The sequence below is a fragment of the Phreatobacter sp. AB_2022a genome (assembly GCF_026847585.1).
GTDB lineage: Bacteria > Pseudomonadota > Alphaproteobacteria > Rhizobiales > Phreatobacteraceae > Phreatobacter.
Genome location: NZ_JAPSET010000007.1, coordinates 86,092 through 107,844, shown reverse-complemented (window position 1 = coordinate 107,844; position 21,753 = coordinate 86,092). Strand labels below are relative to the sequence as shown.

The 21,753-nt window shown below is 68.1% G+C and carries 21 protein-coding genes; 13 read left to right on the top strand and 8 right to left on the bottom strand.

Translation table 11 applies throughout. From position 1 onward, the window contains the following. Positions 1–140 precede the first annotated feature (140 nt). Together pdxA and rsmA are read left to right on the top strand one after the other, a co-directional pair. Entirely contained in the window at positions 141–1,175 is a 1,035-nt protein-coding gene (pdxA, locus tag OZ671_RS07385) for a 4-hydroxythreonine-4-phosphate dehydrogenase PdxA (RefSeq protein WP_268860142.1), read from the top strand. Further along, positions 1,172–2,011, top strand: a complete 840-nt coding sequence (gene rsmA / locus OZ671_RS07380) for a 16S rRNA (adenine(1518)-N(6)/adenine(1519)-N(6))-dimethyltransferase RsmA (protein ID WP_268860141.1) — start codon at positions 1,172–1,174, stop codon at positions 2,009–2,011. Before pdxA ends, rsmA begins: the two co-directional genes overlap by 4 nt. Before the next feature lie 62 nt (positions 2,012–2,073). Here rsmA and gmk read toward each other — a convergent pair whose 3' ends face one another. The 7 genes from gmk to fabD form a co-directional block, all read right to left on the bottom strand. Next, positions 2,074–2,781, bottom strand: coding sequence for a guanylate kinase (gene gmk, locus OZ671_RS07375; RefSeq protein ID WP_268860140.1), 708 nt, complete (start codon positions 2,779–2,781; stop codon positions 2,074–2,076). Positions 2,782–2,786: 5 nt separating this feature from the next. Further along, positions 2,787–3,674 carry a YicC/YloC family endoribonuclease gene (locus OZ671_RS07370; protein ID WP_268860139.1) on the bottom strand — a complete coding sequence of 296 codons (888 nt, stop codon included), beginning with the start codon at positions 3,672–3,674 and terminating at the stop codon, positions 2,787–2,789. A gap of 140 nt (positions 3,675–3,814) precedes the next feature. Continuing rightward, a complete protein-coding gene (mltG, locus tag OZ671_RS07365) occupies positions 3,815–5,014 on the bottom strand; it encodes an endolytic transglycosylase MltG (RefSeq protein ID WP_268860138.1) in 1,200 nt (399 codons plus the stop codon). A 194-nt stretch (positions 5,015–5,208) separates the two neighbouring features. Beyond that, positions 5,209–6,468, bottom strand: a complete 1,260-nt coding sequence (fabF, locus tag OZ671_RS07360; RefSeq protein WP_268860191.1) for a beta-ketoacyl-ACP synthase II — start codon at positions 6,466–6,468, stop codon at positions 5,209–5,211. Between the two features lie 271 nt (positions 6,469–6,739). Then, positions 6,740–6,979: an acyl carrier protein gene (locus tag OZ671_RS07355; RefSeq protein ID WP_038313915.1), complete on the bottom strand. Its 240-nt coding sequence runs from the start codon at positions 6,977–6,979 to the stop codon at positions 6,740–6,742. A 198-nt stretch (positions 6,980–7,177) separates the two neighbouring features. Then, positions 7,178–7,915: a 3-oxoacyl-[acyl-carrier-protein] reductase gene (gene fabG / locus OZ671_RS07350; protein WP_268860137.1), complete on the bottom strand. Its 738-nt coding sequence runs from the start codon at positions 7,913–7,915 to the stop codon at positions 7,178–7,180. 18 nt (positions 7,916–7,933) lie between these two features. After that, the gene (fabD, locus tag OZ671_RS07345; protein ID WP_268860136.1) at positions 7,934–8,875 is read right to left on the bottom strand and encodes an ACP S-malonyltransferase; all 942 of its coding nucleotides are present in this window, start codon (positions 8,873–8,875) and stop codon (positions 7,934–7,936) included. Positions 8,876–9,055: 180 nt separating this feature from the next. Here fabD and OZ671_RS07340 point away from each other — a divergent pair, with 180 nt between their 5' ends. From OZ671_RS07340 to rplI, 5 genes are all read left to right on the top strand, one after another. Further along, the gene (locus tag OZ671_RS07340; protein ID WP_268860190.1) at positions 9,056–10,285 is read left to right on the top strand and encodes a GTP-binding protein; all 1,230 of its coding nucleotides are present in this window, start codon (positions 9,056–9,058) and stop codon (positions 10,283–10,285) included. 216 nt (positions 10,286–10,501) lie between these two features. Further along, positions 10,502–10,987: a 30S ribosomal protein S6 gene (rpsF, locus tag OZ671_RS07335; protein WP_038313920.1), complete on the top strand. Its 486-nt coding sequence runs from the start codon at positions 10,502–10,504 to the stop codon at positions 10,985–10,987. A 2-nt stretch (positions 10,988–10,989) separates the two neighbouring features. Beyond that, positions 10,990–11,238, top strand: coding sequence for a 30S ribosomal protein S18 (gene rpsR / locus OZ671_RS07330; RefSeq protein ID WP_038313921.1), 249 nt, complete (start codon positions 10,990–10,992; stop codon positions 11,236–11,238). A gap of 166 nt (positions 11,239–11,404) precedes the next feature. Then, complete coding sequence (locus OZ671_RS07325) at positions 11,405–12,355, top strand: DUF2232 domain-containing protein (RefSeq protein ID WP_268860135.1); 951 nt, start codon at positions 11,405–11,407, stop codon at positions 12,353–12,355. 30 nt (positions 12,356–12,385) lie between these two features. Further along, positions 12,386–12,952 carry a 50S ribosomal protein L9 gene (gene rplI, locus OZ671_RS07320; RefSeq protein WP_268860134.1) on the top strand — a complete coding sequence of 189 codons (567 nt, stop codon included), beginning with the start codon at positions 12,386–12,388 and terminating at the stop codon, positions 12,950–12,952. A 152-nt stretch (positions 12,953–13,104) separates the two neighbouring features. Here rplI and OZ671_RS07315 read toward each other — a convergent pair whose 3' ends face one another. After that, a complete protein-coding gene (locus OZ671_RS07315; protein WP_268860133.1) occupies positions 13,105–13,944 on the bottom strand; it encodes an outer membrane protein in 840 nt (279 codons plus the stop codon). A 344-nt stretch (positions 13,945–14,288) separates the two neighbouring features. Here OZ671_RS07315 and OZ671_RS07310 point away from each other — a divergent pair, with 344 nt between their 5' ends. From OZ671_RS07310 to OZ671_RS07285, 6 genes are all read left to right on the top strand, one after another. Next, positions 14,289–15,779: a replicative DNA helicase gene (locus tag OZ671_RS07310; RefSeq protein ID WP_268860132.1), complete on the top strand. Its 1,491-nt coding sequence runs from the start codon at positions 14,289–14,291 to the stop codon at positions 15,777–15,779. 4 nt (positions 15,780–15,783) lie between these two features. After that, on the top strand, positions 15,784–16,902 hold the full coding sequence (gene alr, locus OZ671_RS07305) for an alanine racemase (RefSeq protein ID WP_268860131.1): 1,119 nt from the start codon (positions 15,784–15,786) through the stop codon (positions 16,900–16,902). Positions 16,903–16,995: 93 nt separating this feature from the next. Then, on the top strand, positions 16,996–18,423 hold the full coding sequence (gene radA, locus OZ671_RS07300; protein ID WP_268860130.1) for a DNA repair protein RadA: 1,428 nt from the start codon (positions 16,996–16,998) through the stop codon (positions 18,421–18,423). A 98-nt stretch (positions 18,424–18,521) separates the two neighbouring features. After that, positions 18,522–19,142 carry a CvpA family protein gene (locus tag OZ671_RS07295; RefSeq protein ID WP_268860129.1) on the top strand — a complete coding sequence of 207 codons (621 nt, stop codon included), beginning with the start codon at positions 18,522–18,524 and terminating at the stop codon, positions 19,140–19,142. Positions 19,143–19,473: 331 nt separating this feature from the next. Further along, the gene (purF, locus tag OZ671_RS07290) at positions 19,474–20,919 is read left to right on the top strand and encodes an amidophosphoribosyltransferase (protein WP_268860189.1); all 1,446 of its coding nucleotides are present in this window, start codon (positions 19,474–19,476) and stop codon (positions 20,917–20,919) included. 14 nt (positions 20,920–20,933) lie between these two features. Continuing rightward, the gene (locus OZ671_RS07285) at positions 20,934–21,677 is read left to right on the top strand and encodes an SDR family NAD(P)-dependent oxidoreductase (protein WP_268860128.1); all 744 of its coding nucleotides are present in this window, start codon (positions 20,934–20,936) and stop codon (positions 21,675–21,677) included. The last annotated feature ends 76 nt before the right edge of the window (positions 21,678–21,753 follow it).

Here is a 21,753-nt window from a genome sequence, read left to right as displayed (position 1 = left end):
CGCAGGGGCGGCTATAGAGATCGGATGCGTCCCGCACGGGCACCGGCCTGCCGCCATGTCCCTGCGCCGCCTTCCTGTTCCTCCCGGCAGCGAGCCGTCCGTCGCCGCTGCCGGACGAGACGTGAGCTTCCGGGTTCGTCATGCTGCCTCTTGCCGTCACGATGGGGGAACCGGCCGGGATCGGCCCCGATATTGCCCTGATGGCCTGGCGCGATCGCGCCGATCATGCCTTGCCGCCGTTCTACGTCCTTGGCGATCCCGGCTTGATGGAGGCGCGCGCCGCGCGGCTCGGCCTCGGCGTGCCCATCGTGGAGGTGCTGCCGGAAGAAGCGATCGACACCTTTGCCTATGGCCTGCCGGTCGTCGCACTGGAAGGCCGCGCCGATGACCGGCCCGGCGTGCCGCGCGCCGACACGGCCGCCCTGGTGATCGAGGCGATCCGGACGGGCGTCGACCATATCCGCTCACAGCGCGCACGCGCCATCGTCACCAATCCGATCGCCAAGTCCGTGCTGGCGGCGGCCGGCTTCAGCCATCCCGGCCACACCGAATTCCTGGGCGAGCTGTCGCGCCCGTTCCGCGTCGGCCCGGTGCGCCCGGTCATGATGATCTGGAGCGAGGCACTGGCGGTCGTGCCGGTGACGATCCACATGCCGCTGGCCGACGTTGCAGACCGGCTGACACGCAATCTGATCGTCGAGACCGGCGCGGTGGTCGCCCATGACCTGCGGCTGAAATTCGGCATCGACGCACCGCGGCTCGCGGTTTGCGGGCTCAATCCCCATGCCGGCGAAAATGGCCTGATCGGGTCCGAGGACGCCGATATCGTGGCGCCGGCGGTGGCCGAGCTGAACCGCATCGGCATCCATGCCAGCGGCCCTCACCCGGCCGACACGCTGTTCCATCCCGAGGCGCGCAAGGCCTATGACGTCGTGCTCGGCATGTATCACGACCAGGTGCTCGTGCCGGTCAAGACGCTCGCCTTCGACGAAGGCGTGAACGTCACGCTCGGCCTGCCGTTCCTGCGCACCTCGCCCGACCACGGCACCGCCTTTTCGCTCGCCGGCACCGGCCTGGCCCGGCCGTCGAGCCTGATCCATGCCATTGCCCTCGCCGGCCGCCTGACCGCCCCGAAGGCTGCCGCCGGACCGGTTGCGGCCGCGGTCTCCTCATGAGCGCCATCGACGACCTGCCGCCGCTGCGCGAGGTCATTGCCCGCCACGGGCTCGCGCCCAAGAAGACTCTGGGGCAGAACTTCCTTTTCGATCTCAACCTGACGAGCCGCATCGCCCGCGCCTCGGGGCCGCTCGACGGCGTCACCGTGGTCGAGGTCGGGCCCGGCCCGGGCGGCCTGACCCGTGCCCTGCTCGCCGGCGGCGCGGCGCGCGTGGTCGCCATCGAGCGGGACCAGCGCTGCCTGCCGGCGCTCGCCGAGATCGCCGCGCGCTATCCCGGCCGCCTGACGGTGATCGAGGGGGATGCCCTCGCCACCGACATCCGGCCGCATCTCGGCGACGGTCCGGCGCGGATCGTCGCCAACCTGCCCTACAACGTCGCCACACCGCTGCTGACGGGCTGGCTGTCGGTCGAGCCCTGGCCGCCCTGGTTCCAATCGCTGACGCTGATGTTCCAGAAGGAAGTCGCCCAGCGGATCGTCGCGCCCCCCGGCAGCGATGCCTATGGCCGGCTCGGCGTGCTCGCGGGCTGGCGCACCGAAGCCAAGATCGCCTTCGACGTCGGCGCGGGCGCCTTCGTGCCGCCCCCCAAGGTGACCTCTTCCGTCGTCCATCTCGTGCCGCGGGCGGAACCACTGCCGGCGAGCCTCAAGGCCCTCGAACGGGTCACCGCCGCCGCCTTCGGCCAGCGCCGCAAGATGATCCGGCAAAGCCTGAAAGGCCTCGGCCGCGACGCGGCGGAACTCATTGCCGCAGCCGGTCTCGCCCCGACCGCGCGGGCCGAAACGCTGTCGATTGCCGATTTCTGCGCCCTTGCCCGCCTCGTCGCGGCCTAGGACACGATACCGGCCGCCGCGACGCGCCGCCCCGGGCATGACGATGGGAGTGCCTCCCCCAATCAGCCCTTGCGGCCCAGCACGCCGAGCTCGCCAGCCGTCAGGACAGTCTCGAGATCCCTGTCGAGCGCCGCCACCAGCGCCTCGATCTTGGGCCGGCGGCTCTGCTTCAGCCGCTCGGCGGCGAGAATGGCACGCAGGCCGGAAAAGGCCTGTTCGAGGTCGTCATTGACCAGGATGTAGTCGAAGTCGCGCCAATGGGCGATCTCCTCCCGGGCCGTGGTCAGGCGGCGCAAAATCACCTTGTCCTCGTCGCTTGCCCGCCGCTTCAGCCGCGAAATCTGCTCGGCGACCGAGGGGGGCAGCAGGAACACGGTCGCCATGTCCTCGCGGACCAGTTCGGACAATTGCCTGACGCCGGCGACATCGATGTCGAACAGCACGTCCTTGCCGGCGGACAGCGCGTCCTCCACGGCCTTGCGCGGCGTGCCGTAGAAATTGCCGTGCACCTCGGCCCATTCCAGGAGCTCACCCGCTTCACGCATCTGCGCGAACCGGTTCTTGTCGATGAAATGATAGTGGACGTGGTCGATCTCGTCCGGCCGGCGCGGGCGCGTCGTCACCGAGACCGAAAGCGCAATATCGGTTTCGGTCTTCAGAAGCTCGCGTGTCAGCGTCGACTTGCCAGCGCCCGACGGCGAGGTCAGGACCAGCATCAGGCCGCGGCGGGCGGTCAGGGTATCGGCCGTCGGGTGGCCCGCTTCCGTCATGGCCGTCACTCCAGATTCTGCACCTGCTCGCGGAACTGCTCGACCACCGCCTTCAGCTCGAGGCCGATGGCGGTCAGCGAGACGTCGTTCGCCTTCGAGCAGAGCGTATTGGTTTCGCGATTGAATTCCTGCGCAAGGAAGTCGAGCTTGCGCCCGACCGGACCGCCGGTCCCCATCAGCTTCGCCGCGGCGGCGACATGGGCGTCCAGCCGGTCGAGTTCCTCGCGAATGTCGACCTTGCTGGCGAGCAGCAGGGCTTCCTGATGGAGCCGGTCGGGGTCGAAAGCCTTGCCGGTGTCCATGACGGCCGCGATCTGCTCGGCCAGCCGCGCCTTGATCGCTTCCGGACGGCGGGCCGGATTGGACTCGGCCTGCTGCTTCAGCGCGGCGATTTCGGCAAGCCGCTCGTTGAGCACGGCGCCAAGCGCCGCACCTTCGGCCCGGCGCATGGCGACGAGATCGGCCAATGCCTTGTCGAGACCGGCCAGGACGGCCGTCTGGAGCGCCATGCGCTCCTCCTCCGTCTCCTCGGGTTCGACCACGTCGACGACACCGCGAATGCCGAGAATGCCGTCGACCGCCGGCGCCCGCACGTCGAGCCGCTCCGTGATCAGCCGTACGGCTTCCAGCACCTGGGCAAGCACGGTCTCGTTGATCCTGACCTCGCTGGCCGCCGCCTCGCGCTTCACCGAGAGGTTGGCGAACAGGCTGCCGCGCGTGACATGGCCGGCGATCTTCTGGCGTATCGCCTGCTCCGCCGCATCGAGGCCCGGCGGCAGCCGAAGCTTGACGTCGAGGCCCTTGGAATTGACCGACTTGATCTCCCAAGCCCACGCTGCCGAACCGACGACACCGTCGGCCCGGGCAAATCCCGTCATGCTCGATAGAGCCATGAGATCCCCTCGAAAACGCCTGGCGCGCCCCGGCGGATCACCTGGGGCAGCGCACGTCCATCAGGGGCTAAGGCCTTGGCCCGCCGCAGGTCAAGCGGCGACGGGCGTCAAACTGGGGATCCGCCCGGCAATATTGCCGGTCAGCGGGGCGTGGTGGCCGGGCTGGCCGCGCCCGGCGTGGCGGTCGCCGCCGCCGGGTCGGCGATCGGCCGGTCCCGGACCTGGTCGGGCTGACCGCGCTCGCGTTCGATCCGCCGCCAGTTGGCGACGTTGCGATTGTGCTGTTCCAGCGTCTCGGCAAAGACATGGCCGCCGGTACCGTCGGCGACGAAGTAGATGTCGCGGCTGCGCACGGGGTTGACCACCGCCTCCATGGCCGCCCGGCCGGGATTGGCGATGGGCGTCGGCGGCAGGCCATCGATCTGGTAGGTATTGTACGGCGTCAGCCGCTGGATCTCGGCCTGCTGGATGCCGCGCCCGAGCGTGCCGCGGCCGCCGACGAGGCCGTAGACGATGGTCGGGTCGGACTGCAGGCGCATGCGCCGGTTGAGGCGATTCACGAAAACGCCGGCGACCCGCGGCCGCTCGTCGGCACGGCCGGTCTCCTTCTCGACGATCGAGGCCAGGATGACCATCTCCTCGATCGAGCGAATCGGCAGGTCCTGCTGGCGCCGCGCCCAGATGGTCTGCACCGCCCGCGCCTGCAGCGCCGCCATCTGGTCGATGATCTGCTGCCGGCTGGTGCCGCGCGTGAACTTGTAGGTATCGGGCATCAGCGAACCCTCGCGCGGGATGCGCGCGATATCGCCGACCAGAATGTCATTGTCGCGCAGCCGACCGACGATCTGTTCCGAGGTCAGCCCTTCGGGAATGGTGATCCGGTATTCGATCGCCTTGCCCTCGATGATGATGGCCATGGCCTCGGCCATCGAGACGCGCTTGGGAAAGAGATATTCGCCCCATTTCAGGTCGCCGCGCGCGCCATAGAGCTGCACCGCGCCGACGAACAGCAGCGAGGACGAGATGACGCCGTTGCGCTCCAGCGTATCGCCGATCTGGTCGGAGGTGGAACCGCGCGGGATGAACACGGCACGATCCTGCTCGAGCGGCCCGGGCGACACGAAGGCGTGACGCGCATAAGAGAAGCCGACGAGCCCGCCGACCAGGACGACGAGGGCGATCGTCAGGATCAGGTTGCCGAGAACGACCCACTGGTTGCGCACATGGCGCGAGGCCGGCGGCGCCGGCGGCGGCGCCTCCGGCTCAAGCGCCGCGCGCGGCGACTTGATCGCTGGACGGGAACCGTTCTGGACCGGACCGAGCCCGGGGGAATCGTTCATCACGCTAGCTCTGAATCGACGCTGTCACATCTTGGCGCAACTGATGCGAAGCGAATGTGGCGAAAGGCAGGTGACCTGCCCGGCGGCCGCCGCCGGCGACGCACCGCACGGGATTCGGCCGCCATCGGACGCGGCCAAGTCTACCCGATTTTGCCGGCGGGCAAACCGCGCCCGGCTCCAGCGCGACAATTTGGTCAGGCCGCCGCGCGGAAGATCAGCGAGGCATTGGTCCCGCCGAAGCCGAACGAATTGGACAGCACCGTCTCGATCGGCCGCTTGCGCGCCTGATGCGGCACGAGATCCATCACCGTCTCGACCGAGGGATTGTCGAGATTGAGCGTCGGCGGCGCGACCTGGTCGCGGATGGCGAGGATCGAGAAGATCGCCTCCACCGCGCCGGCCGCGCCGAGCAGATGGCCGATCGAGGACTTGGTGGAGGACATCGAAACCTTGGAGGCGGCATTGCCGACGACGCGCTCCACGGCCGCGAGCTCGATGCCGTCGGCCATGGTCGAGGTGCCGTGGGCGTTGATGTAGTCGATGTCGCTGGCCGCGATGCCGGCGCGCTTGATCGCGGCCTGCATGCAGCGATAGGCGCCGTCGCCATCCTCGGCCGGGGCGGTGATGTGGTGGGCATCGCCGGACAGTCCGTAACCGATCACCTCGGCATAGATCCTGGCGCCCCTCGCCTTGGCGTGCTCATAGGATTCGAGCACGACGACGCCGGCGCCCTCGCCCATGACGAAACCGTCGCGATCGCGGTCATAGGGACGCGAGGCCTTGGTCGGCTCGTCGTTGAAGGCGGTGCACAGCGCGCGGCAGGCGGCAAAACCGGCGAGCGACAGGCGGCTGACCGGCGATTCGGTGCCGCCGGCCACCATCACTTCGGCATCGCCGAAGGCGACGAGGCGCGCGGCGTCGCCGATGGCGTGGGCGCCGGTCGAGCAGGCCGTGACCACGGCATGATTCGGCCCCTTGAGTCCGTGCTGGATCGAGACGTAGCCGCCGGCAAGGTTGATCAGCCGACCGGGAATGAAGAAGGGCGAAATCCGCCGCGGGCCCTTTTCCTTGAGGATGAGGGACGCTTCGGCGATGCCATCGATGCCGCCGATGCCGGAGCCGATCAGCACGCCCGTCGAGATCTGCTCCTCGTGCGTCTTCGGATGCCAGCCGGCATCGTCCAGTGCCTGGGTGGCGGCGGCCATCGCGAAGATGATGAAGTCGTCGACCTTGCGCTGTTCCTTCGGCTCCATCCAGGCGTCGGGATTGAAGGTTGCATCGCTGCCGTCGCCGCGCGGGATCATGCAGGCGATCTTGGCGGCGATGTCGGACACGTCGAAATGCTCGATCCGACGCGCGGCATTGTCACCCCGGACGAGCCTCTGCCAGGTCGTCTCGGCCCCGCATCCAAGCGGAGAGACGACACCCATGCCCGTCACCACAACCCGCCGCATCATCGTTTCACCCGTTCAACGTCCCGGTCTCCACAACCCTTGAAGCTCGCTTGCCGGCCACCGTCGCTCCGGCACGGATTCCAGGATCGGGGAATCATCATAACCCATTGATATCGAGCATCGTTCCAATGTCGAAGCGCTTGTCCGGCAAGCCGCCGGATCGAAGCGCCGACCGAAACCGCATTGCTCGCTCTTGAACGAAAGGCCGGAGGCGCTCCGCGCTCCCCGGCCCATCGTCGGTCGTCGTCTTGCAGTCAGCCGCCCGGCAAGATCAGGCGCTGGCGGCCTTCTCGAGGAACTTCACCGCGTCGCCGACGGTGAGAATGGTCTCGGCCGCGTCGTCGGGGATCTCCACGCCGAACTCCTCCTCGAACGCCATGACCAGCTCGACGGTATCGAGGCTGTCGGCGCCCAGGTCGTCGATGAAGCTGGCGGTCGGCACCACTTTCTCGGCGTCCACACCGAGCTGCTCCACGACGATCTTCTTAACGCGGTCAGCGATATCGCTCATCAGTTTATCCTCGTTCCATCCGACGATAAGGCACCGCCCACGATGGGACGCGGTGTGCGGCATTCAAGTTTGGTGGTGGCGGGCCGCTCCGCCGTGAATCCGGATCCTGTCGGGCAAGGCCCCCTGCCGAACCGTCTGGCTCTCTAACATAGGCCCGAAGGTTTGGCCAGCGCGACCCCGAACAGCCAAAATACGTAATTATATCATAGCCATGCCGCCGTTGACGTGCAGCGTCTGGCCAGTCACATAGGCAGCTTCTTCGGAGGCGAGATAGACAACGGCGGCCGCGATTTCCTCGGCCTTGCCGAGCCGGCCCGCCGGAACGCGCGTCAGGATGGTCTCCTTCTGCTTGTCGTTCAGCACGTCCGTCATGGCGGTTTCGATGAATCCCGGCGCGACGCAGTTGACCGTCACGTTGCGGCTCGCGACCTCCGCGGCAAGCGCCTTCGACATGCCGATCATGCCCGCCTTCGAGGCGGCATAATTGCCCTGACCGGGATTGCCCGTCACGCCGACCACCGAAGTGATCGAGATGATCCGGCCCCAGCGCTTGCGCATCATCAGCTTGGTCGCAGCCCGCGCCAGCCGGAAGCTGGCGGTCAGGTTGACGGCGATGACCTGGTCCCATTCCTCATCCTTCATCCGGATGAACAGGTTGTCGCGGGTGATGCCGGCGTTGTTCACAAGAATGTCGAGCCCGCCCATGGCTTTTTCAGCGGCCGGCACCAGCGCCTCGACCTCTTCCAAGGAGGACAGGTTGGTCGGCAGCACATGGCAGCGCCCGCCGAGTTCGGCAGCGAAGGCCTCCAGCTTGTCGCGGCGCGTGCCGGAAACGGCGAGCGTCGCGCCACGCGCGTGCAGCGCCTTGGCGACCGCGCCGCCAATGCCGCCGGTGGCGCCGGTCACGAGAGCGGTCTTGCCGGTCAGGTCGAACATGACGATCCCCTTCCTGTCTCAGCGGGAGGCTTTGTACGCGGCGATATCGTCCGGCGTGCCGATGGCCGTGCCGGTCGCTCCGTCGGCGATGCGCCTGACGAGGCCGGACAGCACCTTGCCCGCGCCGATCTCGTAGAAGCTGGTGACCCCGAGGCCGGCCATGGTCGCGACGCATTCGCGCCAGCGCACCGTGCCGGTGACCTGCTCGACCAGCCGCCGGGTGATTTCGGCGGGATCGGTGATCGGCTGCGCCAGCACGTTGGCGACGACCGGCACCGCCGGCGCCTTGGCCGGCACGCGGGTGAGCGCTTCGGCCATAGCGTCGGCCGCCGGCTGCATCAGCGCGCAATGGAAGGGCGCGGAGACCGGCAGCGGAATGGCCCGTTTGGCGCCGCGCGCCTTGGCGAGTTCACAGGCCCGCTCCACCGCGGCCTTGTGGCCGGAAATAACCACCTGGCCGCCGCCATTGTCGTTGGCGGCCTGGCAGACCTCGGCCCCGGCCGCTTCGGCCGCGACCTCGACCACCGCGTCGAAATCGAGGCCGAGGATCGCGGCCATGGCCCCCATCCCGACCGGCGTCGCCGCCTGCATCGCCTTGCCACGAATGCGCAGGAGCCGCGCGGCATCGCCGATCGAGAAGCTGCCCGCAGCCGCGAGCGCCGAATATTCCCCAAGCGAATGTCCGGCGACATAGGCGACGTCCCTTGCCAGGTTCAGGCCGGCCTCGGCCTCCAGAACCCGGGTCACCGCGAGCGATACCGCCATCAGCGCCGGCTGGGCGTTCTCGGTCAGCGTCAGCGTCTCGAGCGGACCTTCGAAAACAACCGCCGACAGCTTTTCGCCGAGCGCGTCGTCGACTTCCGCGAACACCGCGCGCGCGGCCGGGAAGGTTTCGGCGAGAGCCTTGCCCATGCCAACGGCCTGGCTGCCCTGCCCCGGAAAGGTGAAAGCAACGGTCATGAACCCCTCGCGAGCCGCATCGAAGTGGCGGCGGACTCGCATCGGGTCGCGCAAGAGTCAAGCAAGCAGTCGGCCTCCGCGTTGGAAAACCCACCGATCCGACAAGCACTTCGCCGCTCTCTTGCGGGATGCCCGCCTTCTCGTGTATGTTATACTATAACATATCAACCGGAGAGAGCCGTGCCACCAGCCGCGACCGACACCCGCCTGCCCGTGACCGTCCTTTCGGGATTTCTTGGAGCGGGTAAGACCACATTGCTCAATCATATTCTGAACAACCGTGCAGGCCGCCGCATCGCCGTCATCGTCAACGACATGTCGGAGGTGAACATCGATGCCGACCTGGTCCGTGGCGGTACGGACATTTCGCGCACGGATGAAAAGCTGGTCGAACTGACCAATGGCTGCATCTGCTGCACACTGCGCGACGACCTGCTCGTCGAGGTCCGGCGGCTCGCCGAGAGCGGGCGCTACGACCATCTGGTCATCGAAGGCACGGGAATCGCCGAGCCGCTGCCGATCGCGGCCACCTTCTCGTTCCGCGCCGAGAACGGCGAAGCCCTGGACGACGTGGCCCGGCTCGACTGCATGGTGACCGTCGTCGACGCCGCCAATCTGCTGCGCGACTTCGGCGGCCACGACCGGCTGGCCGATCGCGGCGAAACGGCCGATGACACCGACGAACGGACCCTCGCCGACCTGATCACCGACCAGATCGAGTTCGCCGACGTCGTGGTCGTCAACAAAGTTTCGTCCGCCGGCGTTGCCGAACGGACCAAGGTGGAGACGATTGTCAGGGCGCTCAATCCCGAGGCCCGTATCGTGCCCGCCGATTTCGGCCGCGTGGCGCTTGCCGAGATCCTCGACACGGGCCGGTTCGACCGGGAGCGCGCGGAAACCCACCCGCTCTGGGCCAAGGAGCTCTACGGCTTTGCGGGCCACGTGCCCGAAACCGAGGAGTACGGCATCTCCTCCTTCGTCTATCGGGCCGCCCGCCCGTTCGACCCGTTGCGCTTCGATGCCTTCCTGAAGGCGAGCTGGCCGGGTCTGATCCGCGCCAAGGGGCATTTCTGGCTGGCGACGCGCCCGGACTGGTGCGGCGAGCTCTCCATCGCCGGCGCCATATGCCGGACCTCCGCGCTCGGCTCGTGGTGGGCGGCGGTGCCGCGCACGCAATGGCCGGATCATCCCGAATGGCGCGCGATGATCGCGCGTCACTGGCATCCGGTCTATGGTGACCGGCGGCAGGAACTGGTCTTTATCGGTGCCGGCCTCGACGAGGCGGCCATGCGGGCAAGCCTCGACGGCTGCCTCGTCGGCTCGGCCGCCGCAAGCCGCTTCGACCCCGCCGCACATGCCGGCCTTGCCGATCCGTTTCCGGCGTGGCGGCGCGAAAACCACGCGGCTTAAGCGGTTTGGCCTTGAACCTCAGCCATTTTGGCGTATAAGGCCGCCTTCGCTTCGGTCGGCCGGTGGCTGAACGGACGGCAGTTTTGTCTGCAGGTCGCCCTTTTCCGAGGGCCCCGTCGTCCGGTGTCTCCGCCTTCGAGAATTCTGTCGGGCCTGTCCAGGGCTCGAGGGGCTTCGCGCCGGGGAAGCGTCGTTTCGAACCAGGAGACAGGCCTTATGCCTCTCTATGAACATGTATTCCTGGCCCGCCAGGACGTGACCTCGCAGCAGGCCGAAGCGCTTGCCGCGCAGTACAAGGAGGTCGTCGAGGCCCATGGCGGCTCGGTCCCCAAGACCGAGTCCTGGGGCCTCAAGTCGATCGCCTTCCGCATCCGCAAGAACCGCAAGGCTCACTACACGCTGATGAACATCGACGCGCCGCACGCTGCGATCGCGGAGATGGAGCGCCAGATGTCGATCAACGAAGACATCCTGCGCTTCATGACCGTGCGTGTCGAAACCCTCGAGGACGGCCCGTCCGCCATGCTGCAGAAGCGTGATCGCGACGACCGCGGCGAGCGTGGTTTCGGTGACCGCGGCTTCGGCGGCGGCGGCCGCGGGTTCGGCGGCGGTGACCGCAGCGGTGGCGGCGGTGGCCGCCGTTTCCGCGACCGTGACGGCAGCGATGTCGAAGCCGGCGAAACCGCCGCGACGGAGGAGTGATCATGAGCTCGGCTTCTTCCGGCGGCGCTCGCCGCCCGTTCTTCCGCCGTCGCAAGACCTGCCCGTTCTCGGGCCCGAATGCGCCGGTCATCGACTACAAGGACGTGCGCCTGCTGCAGCGCTACATTTCCGAGCGCGGCAAGATCGTGCCGTCCCGCATCACCGCGGTGTCGGCCAAGAAGCAGCGCGAACTCGCCCAGGCGATCAAGCGCGCCCGCTTCCTCGGCCTCCTGCCCTACGTGATCAAGTAATCGCGCGCAGGTACCAAGATTTGCCGGCGGGACGCCTTCGGGCGCCCCACCGGCGCAAGCCAAGACCGTAGATCTTTTCTGAATCGTCGGCCGGGCCTTCACGAAGCGCGCGGCTGAAGTTGGGGCGAGGCCCCCTAACCCTCGGAACCGAGCGGGACAGCTGACGATGGGACCGACCCTCGCCATTGCCTTCGGCGCCGGACTGGCGTCCGCCCTCCTGTTCGCGACACTCGCGACCGGGAACCCGCTGGCTGTCGTCCTGTTCTATTTCGCGGCGCTCCCCATGCTCATCGCCGGCCTCGGCTGGGGCCACTATGCCGGCGGCTTCGCCGCGGCGGTCGGGGCCCTCGCTCTGTCGCTTGCGCTGCGCTCGCAGTTCGGCCTGTTCTTCTTCTTCTGGATCGGCCTGCCGGCCTGGCTCCTGTCCTATCTCGCCCTGTCCGGCCAGCCGCGGCCGACGGCCGAGGACCCGGAGGGCTTCGCCTGGTTTTCCCCCGGCGCGCTGCTCTCCGTCATCGGCGCGGGCGCCGTCGCCCTGACCCTGTTCGGTGTCGCGGTCCTGTTCGGTTTCGATTTTGCCGCCTACCAGGCCTCGCTACGCGCCGCGATCGATCTGTCGCTGCGCCGGATGACCTCGGTCGACGACGAGACGCGGGCAACACTCGTCACCTTCATGACCACCGCCGCGCCGGTGGCGGCGGCAATCGTCTGGACCTTCGTCACGACGCTCAACCTGTTCATCGCCGGCCGCATCGTGCGCGCCTCGGGCCGGCTGCCCCGGCCATGGCCGGACCTGCCCTCGTTGCGCCTGCCGCGCTGGACGGCGATCGCCCTGCTGGCCGGCTGCCTTGCCTCCTTCGCGCCCGGCGCCATCGGCCATATCGGCGTCATCGTCGTGGCCGTCGGGCTCGCCGTCTTCGCGCTGGCGGGCTTTGCCCTGGTCCATGACCTGAGCCGCGGATGGCCGGCCAGGACGCTGGCGCTCGGCCTGCTCTATGCCATCAGCTACATCGTCGTCTGGCCGATGATCTTCGTCGCTCTGGCGGGCCTTGCCGACGTGCTTTTCGATCTGAGGGACAAGCGCCGCGCGCCGCCCTCGGCCCCCTCCAACCCATGACATGCAACTGAACAAACAAGGAGAATGACCATGGACGTGATTCTGCTCCAGCGCGTCGCCAAGCTCGGCCAGATGGGCGAGGTCGTGAGCGTGAAGCCGGGCTATGCCCGCAACTACCTCCTGACCCAGGGCAAGGCGCTGCGCGCGACCGAAGCCAACCGCAAGAAGTTCGAGACCATGAAGGTGCAGCTCGAGGCGCACAATCTCGAGCTGAAGCGCGAAGCCGAGGCCGTTGCCGGCCAGCTCGACGGCGCCACCTACACCATCATCCGCCAGGCGGGCGAGACCGGCCAGCTCTACGGCTCGGTGTCGGCCCGTGACCTCGCCGAAGTCATCACCGCCGACGGCGTCACCGTGCAGCGCGCGATGATCCAGCTCGACACGCCGATCAAGACGATCGGCCTGCACAGGGTCACGATCGCCCTGCACCCGGAAGTCGACGCCCATGTCACGGTCAACGTCGCCCGTTCGGCCGGCGAAGCCGAGCGTCAGATCCAGGGCGAGGACCTGACCCAGCGCGCCGAGGAACCGACCTTCGAGACCTTCAATCCGGAAGACTTCCAGGACGGCGACGAGGCCGGCCAGCCGGCCGCCTGATCCGGCCCGGATCATGGATCCGGGGCCCGGCCGCCGTGGCGGCCGGGCCCCCATATCGGCAGCAACAGAAAACGCCCGGCCTCCTGCGAGGCCGGGCGTTTTCTGTTGGCAGAAGCGCGCGGGCGCGGGCGCGCCCTGCTCCGCAGCGCCGCTCAGTAGCGAGCGACGATCGGCTCGACCGCGACCGGCGGCGCGCCGAAGAGATAGCTCACGCCGACGCGGACCGCATGGCTCTCGATGCGGTTGTTGATGTCGGAGGAGTTCGGATTGATCGAGCAGCTCGCATCGGCGAAGCAGGAGCGCGAGCCGTAATTGGTGTAGCGGTATTCGAGCCGCGCCGACCAGTTGTACGAGAACTTGTGCTCGATACCGGCGCCGATCGTCCAGCCCGTCCGGGTCGAGGTATACTTGACGATGTGGCCGTTGAAGCCCTGGCAGTCGTTCAGGACCGTGCAGGCCTTGAAGCTTGCGAAGGCGAAGCCGCCGGTCAGATAGAACAGCGTGCTCTGATGCACCCAGCCGAGACGGCCGCGCACGGAGCCCTGCCACTGCGACGTCAGCCGCTGCTGGTACTGGTTGTCGACGCCGAAAGCCGAGTCGGAATTGTACCAGGGCGACTGGATCTGCCCCATCGGCCCCTCGAAGTCGGCCTCGATGCCGAACAGGATCTGGTTGAACAGCCGCTGGTAGCCGAGATGCAGACCATAGGTGACGCGCGCGCCACTATAGTCGTAGTCGAAGGCATAGTGCAGCGTGCCGTTGCCGTCCGGGCGCGGCCCGTTGGTCCGGTCGCTGTGCGAGCCGGAATTGCGGATCGACTGCAGGCCGACCTGGCCGCCGATATAGAAGCCGCTCCACTGGTCGGCATAGACCGGCGCGGCGGCGATGACTTCGGAGCCGCGCAGCGCAGGACCGCCGAGATCGGCCGCCTTCGCGCCTTGCGATGCTAAGGCCGCCAGGGCGACCATGGGTAATGCAACACGCTTGAACATGGGAGCGCCCCTTCACGAATGAGTAACCGCTTTTGCGGATGCCCAAGGGATGGCACGACACGGTTAACGCGAGGTTTCCGCAGCTGGTAAAAGGACGATTTCACGACGACATCTATGGGCACCGCCGCGATTTCGTCCCAAGGACTTGCGTCATGCGTGGCTTGCCGGCGGCCGGACCTGTCAACCGAGGAAGCGCCCGACGCCGGCCTCGCTTTCCGCGCCTGTGAGAATCGGGGACACTGGGACCGGATGCGGGGCGGCCTGGAAAAGGCCGAGCGGGACCTCGGTGAAGCCTGCTAGAGACGGAACCCCGCTCCGCGAACCGACGGTTAAGACGAAACGTGATGTCCGCCCTGCCCGCCTTGAGACCCGTTGGCGAGACCGAATCGGCGATTCGGCAGGCCCCGCACAATATGGAGGCCGAACAGGCGCTGCTCGGCGCGATTCTGGTCAACAACGAGGCCTTCTACCGGGTCGCCGACTTCCTCAACGCCAAGCACTTCTATGACCCGCTGCACCAGAAGATCTACGAGACGATCGCCTCGCTCGTGCGCAGCGGCAAGCTGGCGACCCCGATCACGGTCAAGACGTTTCTCGACCCGAGCCTCGATATCGGCGGCCTGACCCCGACTCAATATCTCGGCCGCCTCGCCGGCGAAGCCACCACCATCATCAATTCGGAGGACTATGGCCGGTCGATCTACGACCTCGCGATTCGCCGCGACCTGATCCAGATCGGCGAGACGATGGTCAACGTCGCCTATGACGCGCCGGTCGACCTGCCGCCGCGCGAACAGATCGAGGATGCCGAGCGCAGCCTGTTCACCCTCGCCGAGACCGGCCGCTACGATGGCGGCTTCCAGCGCTTCACCGACGCGATCGCCCGCGCCATGGACATGGCGGGCCAAGCCTATCAGCGCGACGGCAAGCTGTCGGGCATCTCCACCGGCCTGCGCGACCTCGACAAGACGCTCGGCGGCATGCAGCCCTCCGACCTCGTCGTGCTGGCCGGCCGTCCCGCCATGGGCAAGACCTCGCTCGCCACCAATATCGCGTTCAACATTGCCAAGGCCTACCGCTTCGAGGTGGAGGCGGACGGCAACCACAAGACGACCAATGGCGGCATTGTCGGCTTCTTCTCGCTCGAAATGAGCGCCGACCAGCTCGCCACCCGTATCGTCGCTGAACAGGCCCAGATCTCGTCCTACAAGATCCGCCGCGGCGACATTCACGAGGAAGAGTTCTACCGGCTGAGCGAAGCTGCCCGCGAAATCCAGCAGACGCCCTTCTACATCGACGACACCGGCGGCCTGTCGATCTCCCAGCTCACCGCCCGCGCGCGGCGGCTCAAGCGCCAGCGTGGCCTCGACTTCCTGGTCGTCGACTACCTGCAGCTCCTGTCCGGCTCCGGCAAGAACAACCAGAACCGCGTGCAGGAGCTGACCGAGATCACCACCGGCCTGAAGGCGCTCGCCAAGGAGCTGAACGTGCCGGTTCTGGCGCTGTCGCAGCTGTCGCGCCAGGTGGAATCGCGCGACGACAAGCGCCCGCAGCTGGCCGACCTGCGCGAATCCGGATCGATCGAGCAGGACGCCGACGCCGTGTTGTTCGTGTTCCGCGAGGAATATTATCTGCAGAGCCGCGAGCCGAAGCCCGGCACCGAGGAACATATCAAGTGGCGCGACGAGATGGCCCGGCTGCACGGCAAGGCCGAGGTGATCATCGGCAAGCAGCGTCACGGCCCGACCGGCACGGTGACCTTGCAGTTCGATGCCAATGTGACACGTTTCTCGGATCTGGCGGAAGAAGACCACCTGCCCCAGCGCCTGGAATGACATCATGACCGCAGCCTTCACCGTGTCCGCCGAAGAAGCCGGCGCACGGCTGACCGTCGATCTCGGCGCCATCGCGCGCAACTACCGGGCGCTCGCCGCCATGACACACGGCGCCGAATGCGCGGCGGTGGTCAAGGCCGACGCCTATGGCACCGGCATCGAAACGACCGCGCCGGCGCTGGCCGACGCCGGGGCGCGCACCTTTTTCGTGGCCCATGTCTCCGAGGCGCGCCGCCTGCGCGCCGTCGTGCCGGCGGCCACGATCTATGTGCTCAACGGGCTCTTCGCCGAGGCGCTCGATATCTATGCGCGCCACGATTTGCGCCCGGTGCTCGGCAGCCGCGAGGAAATCGAGCGCTTCGGCGCCTTCTGCCGGACCACCGGCCGCCGCAGCCCGGCTGCGATCCATGTCGACACCGGCATGAACCGCCTCGGGCTCGACATGGCGGAGGCGGCGCTGATCGCCGAGCCCGGCCCGCAGGCGCTGGCCTTCGAGCCGGCCCTGCTGATGAGCCATCTCGCCTGCGCCGACGACCCCGGCCATCCCCTGACCGCGCGGCAGATCGACCGTTTCGCGCAGGTCCGCGCCCTGTTCCCCGGCATTGCCGGCTCGCTCGCCAATTCCGCCGGCTGCACGCTGCCGGCCACGCATCATGACCTCGCCCGGCCCGGCATCGCGCTCTATGGCGGGCGCTATCGGGCCGACCGGGAGCCGCTGGAGGCGGTGGTGCGGCTCGAAGCGCCGCTCATCCGGGTTCGCGACGTGCGGGCCGGCGACACGGTCGGCTACGGCGCGACCTGGACGGCGACGCGCCCGAGCCGCATCGGCATCGTCTCCGTCGGCTATGCCGACGGTTATATCAGGGCGACGAGCGCCTCCGACACCCGGACGGGCGCCAGCGTGAGGGTCGCCGGCAGGGCCTGCCCCCTTGCCGGCCGCGTCTCGATGGATCTCCTGGCCATCGACCTGACCGATGCGGGCGCGGTGAAGCCGGGCGATCCGGTGACGCTGATCGGCGACGGCATCGGCGTCGACGATATTGCCCAGCCCGCGGGCACGATCGGCTATGAGGTGCTGACCAGCCTTGGGCGGCGCTATCATCGCCGCTATATCCAGGACTGACGGGCGCAGCCACGGCTGCTGCCTGCCCATTGGCCGGCTTCCGCCCGTCGGGCTCCGGCATCTGGACGATACGGATTTTGCTTCGGCGGTTTCATGGCGCGCAACGTCACCACTTTCGTCTGCCAGTCCTGCGGCGCGAGCTATGGCCGCTGGCAGGGCAAATGCGAAAGCTGCGGCGCCTGGAACACCATTGCCGAGGAAAGCGTCGCCTCCGGCGTCGGCGGCGCGCCTGCCAAGGGACCGGCCCGGGCCGGCGCGGCCAAGAAGGGCCGGACCTTCGCGCTTGTCGGGCTCGACGGCGTCAACGACCAGGCCCCGCGCACCGAAACACAGGTCGGCGAGCTCGACCGCGTCTTCGGCGGCGGCCTCGTCAAGGGATCGGTGATCCTGATCGGCGGCGATCCCGGCATCGGCAAGTCCACCCTGCTGATCCAGGCCTCCGCGCGGCTCGGGCGCATGGGCCACCGCGTCGTCTACATTTCCGGCGAAGAGGCGGTCGGACAGGTGCGCCTGCGCGCCGAGCGGCTGGGGCTGACGGCGTCGCCGGTCGAGCTCGCCGCCGAGACCAATGTCGAGGACATCGTCGCGACGCTGTCCGAAGGGCCGACACCCCGCCTCGTCGTCATCGATTCCATCCAGACCATGTGGACGGACAAGGTGGAAAGCGCCCCCGGCACGGTCAGCCAGGTGCGTTCGGCTGCCCAGGTGCTGATCCGCTACGCCAAGAAGTCCGGCGCGGCGCTGATCCTCGTCGGGCATGTCACCAAGGATGGCCAGATCGCCGGCCCCCGGGTCGTCGAGCACATGGTCGACGCGGTGATGAGCTTCGAGGGCGAAGGCGGCCATCATTTCCGCATCCTGCGCGCGGTGAAGAACCGGTTCGGGCCGACCGACGAGATCGGCGTGTTCGAAATGACCGGCCGGGGCCTGCGCGAAGTGCCCAATCCGTCCGAACTGTTCCTGGCCGGCCGCGACCTCGGCGCGCCGGGCACCGCCGTCTTCGCCGGCATGGAGGGGACCCGTCCCGTCCTCGTCGAAATCCAGGCGCTGGTCGCCGCCTCCTCGCTCGGCACGCCGCGCCGCGCCGTCGTCGGCTGGGATCCCGCGCGCCTGTCGATGGTGCTCGCCGTGCTCGATGCCCATTGCGGGGTACGGCTCGGCGGTCATGACGTCTATTTGAACGTCGCCGGCGGCCTGCGCATCGCCGAGCCCGCGGCCGACCTGGCGGTTGCCGCAGCGCTCGTCTCCTCGCTCTCCGGCGCCGTATTGCCCGCCGATGCGGTCTATTTCGGCGAGGTCAGCCTGTCCGGCGCCGTGCGTCCGGTCGCCCAGGCCGCCTCGCGCCTGAAGGAAGCCAAGAAACTGGGCTTCACCCGCGCCGTGGTACCCGAGGTCGCCCGCGGCGAACCGGCCGAGGCGGGCTTTGCGACCCAGCCGGTCACCGCGCTGTCGACGCTGGTCGCCGACATCGCCGCCTCCGGGGTCGGCGCCGGCAAGTCGCGCGCGGCGGCCGGCGGCTGACGGGGTGACGACGGCGCCGGGCGTCGCTATAAGCGCGTGGTCGCGCGGCCCTTTAGCGACTCGGAGCCGCTGTTTCTGCCTGCCCGGAGCCCGCACAGATGCCGGTCACCTATCTCGACATTGGCCTTGCCGTGATCATGCTGATTTCAGCATTGCTCGCGATGGTGCGCGGCCTGGTCCGCGAGGTCCTGTCGATTGCGTCCTGGGGCCTTGCCGCGCTCGCCACCTGGTGGGCCTTCCCGCGCCTTTTGCCGCTCGCCCAGACGCAGGTCTCCAACGAGCTCGCCGCCAAGGCCATCGTCATCGCCGGCGTCTTCCTCGTCGTGCTCGTGGTGGTTTCCCTGATCACCATCCGCATTTCCGACGCCATCCTCGATTCCAAGATCGGCGTGCTCGACCGTACCCTCGGCTTCGCCTTCGGCCTCGCCCGCGGCCTCGTCATCGTGGTCGTCGCCTTCGCCTTCTTCACCTGGCTCGTGCCGGGCACCAGCCGGCCCGACTGGATCTCGAAGGCCAAGTCCTATGCGCTGCTCGACAGCACCAAGGACTGGCTGATCGAAAAGCTGCCGCAGGATATCGAAGGATCCGACATCCTCCGGCGCCTGAACCGTTCGCAGCAGGCCACGCCCGATGCAGCGCCGCCCCCGGCCGCGCCCGGTGCGCCCGGCGCCCCGGCCAATCCGCCGCCCGGAACACAGCCGGCGCCGCGCCGCCCGTAACCGGCCTGCGCGCCCCGCGGGCCGGACCCGTGCGTTGCATGGCGGCCGTGCATGAGGTGAAAAAGGACTTCCGATCCGGCGCATCGCCCCGCATATGACGACGGGGTGACGACCAGAACGCTCCAGGGCCCGCCGCCGCGATCCGAGACGAATCGTGCCGGCGGCCTTGAACTGTTGTAAGACCCATTGATCGACCGCACCGTCCGCCCCGGATCCGTGCCGGTCACGTTCTTGGAACGAGGATGCCATGACGCGAATCCTGGAGGTGCGCCACCACGAGGCGGACCTGGAGCATGCGCGCGAGGATCTCGGTGGCCAGGCCTGCGACAGCATGGCCTTCGACGCCGAGGCGGACCGCCTGCACGAGGAATGCGGCGTCTTCGGCGTCTACGACCATCCCGATGCCGCGGCGCTGACCGCGCTCGGCCTGCACGCCTTGCAGCATCGCGGCCAGGAAGCCGCCGGCATCGTCTCGTTCGACGGCGCGCGCTTCCATTCGGAGCGGCGGCTGGGGCTTGTCGGCGACAATTTCTCGCGGCGCGAGGTGATCGAGCGCCTGCCCGGCCAGTCGGCGATCGGCCATACGCGCTATTCGACCACGGGCGGCACCATCCTGCGCAACGTCCAGCCGCTCTTCGCCGAACTGGAGACCGGCGGCTTCGCGGTCTGCCACAACGGCAACCTGACCAACGGCCTGACCTTGCGGCGGCGGCTGATCGCCGACGGCGCGATCTACCAGGCGACCTCCGACACCGAGGTGATCCTGCATCTGGTGGCGCGCTCGCGACGCAATCGCTTCACCGACCGTTTCATTGATGCGCTCGGCCAGGTCGAAGGCGGCTATGCCTTTGTCGGCATGACCAACAAGAAGCTGATCGGCGCCCGTGATCCGCTGGGCATCCGGCCGCTGGTCATCGGCGAGCTCGGCGGCAAATATATCCTGACCTCGGAAACCTGCGCCCTCGACATCATCGGGGCGCGCTTCGTGCGCGAAGTGGCGAATGGCGAGGTCGTGGTCATTTCCGACCAGGGGCTGGAATCGCTGCGGCCGTTCCCGCCGCGCAAGCTGCGCCCCTGCATCTTCGAATATGTCTATTTCGCCCGGCCGGATTCGATCGTCGACGGCAAGAACGTCTACGGCCTGCGCAAGCAGATCGGTGCGACACTGGCCGCCGAATCCCCTGTGGCCGCCGACGTCGTCGTGCCGGTACCGGATTCGGGCGTGCCGGCGGCCATCGGCTTCGCCCAGCAGTCGGGCATCCCCTACGAGCTCGGCATCATCCGCAACCACTATGTCGGCCGGACCTTCATCCAGCCGACCCAGTCGGTGCGCGAGCTGGGCGTGCGGCTCAAGCATTCCGCCAACCGTGCCGTGGTCGAAGGCCGCAGCATCGTTCTGGTCGACGATTCCATCGTCCGCGGCACCACCTCGCGCAAGATCGTGCAGATGATGCGCGATGCCGGAGCGCGCGAGGTGCACTTCCGCATCGCCTCGCCGCCGATCAGGTATCCCGACTATTACGGCATCGACATGCCCGACCAGGACAAGCTTCTGGCCGCGCGCATGACGCTGGATGAAATGAAGGCCTATCTCGGCGTCGACAGCCTCGCCTTCATCTCGATCGACGGGCTCTACCGCGCGCTCGGCGAGCCGGGCCGCGACGCCGCCCAGCCGCAATATACCGACCATTATTTCACCGGCGACTATCCGACCCCGATCACCGACCTCGTCAGCGAAAGCGCCAAACAGTTGTCGCTGCTCGCCGAAGCCAGCTGAGCCCGCATCCTCTCATGACCGACAAACCGCTCTCCGGCCGGGTCGCCTGCATTACCGGAGCCTCGCGCGGCATCGGCCGCGCGACGGCCCTCCTTCTCGCCGAGGCCGGCGCGCATGTCATCGCGGTTGCCCGGACGCAGGGCGGCCTCGAGACGCTCGACGACGCCATCAAGACCGCCGGCGGCAGCGCGACGCTCGTGCCGCTCGACATCCGGGACGGCGACGGGCTGGACCGGCTGGGCCTTGCCATTCACGAGCGCTGGGGCAAGCTCGACGTTTTCGTCGCCAACGGCGCGATCCTCGGGCCGATCTCGCCGCTCGGCCATATCACCCCGCAGGAATGGGACCATACGGTCGCGATCAACCTGACGGCGCAATGGCGCCTCGTCCGGTCGCTCGACCCCCTGCTGCAGCAGTCGGATGCCGCCCGCGTCGTCTTCGTCTCCTCCGGCGCCTCCTGGCGCAACCGGCCGTTCTGGGGTCCCTATTCGGTCACCAAGGCGGCGCTCAATGCGCTGGCGCTGACCTATGCCGCCGAGCACCAGAACAATCCGATCCGGGTCAATCTGCTCAATCCCGGGCCGATCCGCACCGCCATGCGCGCCCAGGCCATGCCCGGCGAGGACCCGGCCACGCTGGAGACGCCCGAAGGCCCGGCCCGCGCGATCCTGTCGCTGTGCCTGCCTTCGGTGACCGAGACCGGCCGGATCTACGACTATCCGAGCAAGAGCCTGAAGACGTTCCGGGAACCAGCCTGACCGCGCCGCGGCGCCTGCCGGACGAATATTGCTGTCGCAAGGCTTTCGCCGAGACCGCGCTCCTCCGCCGGCCGGC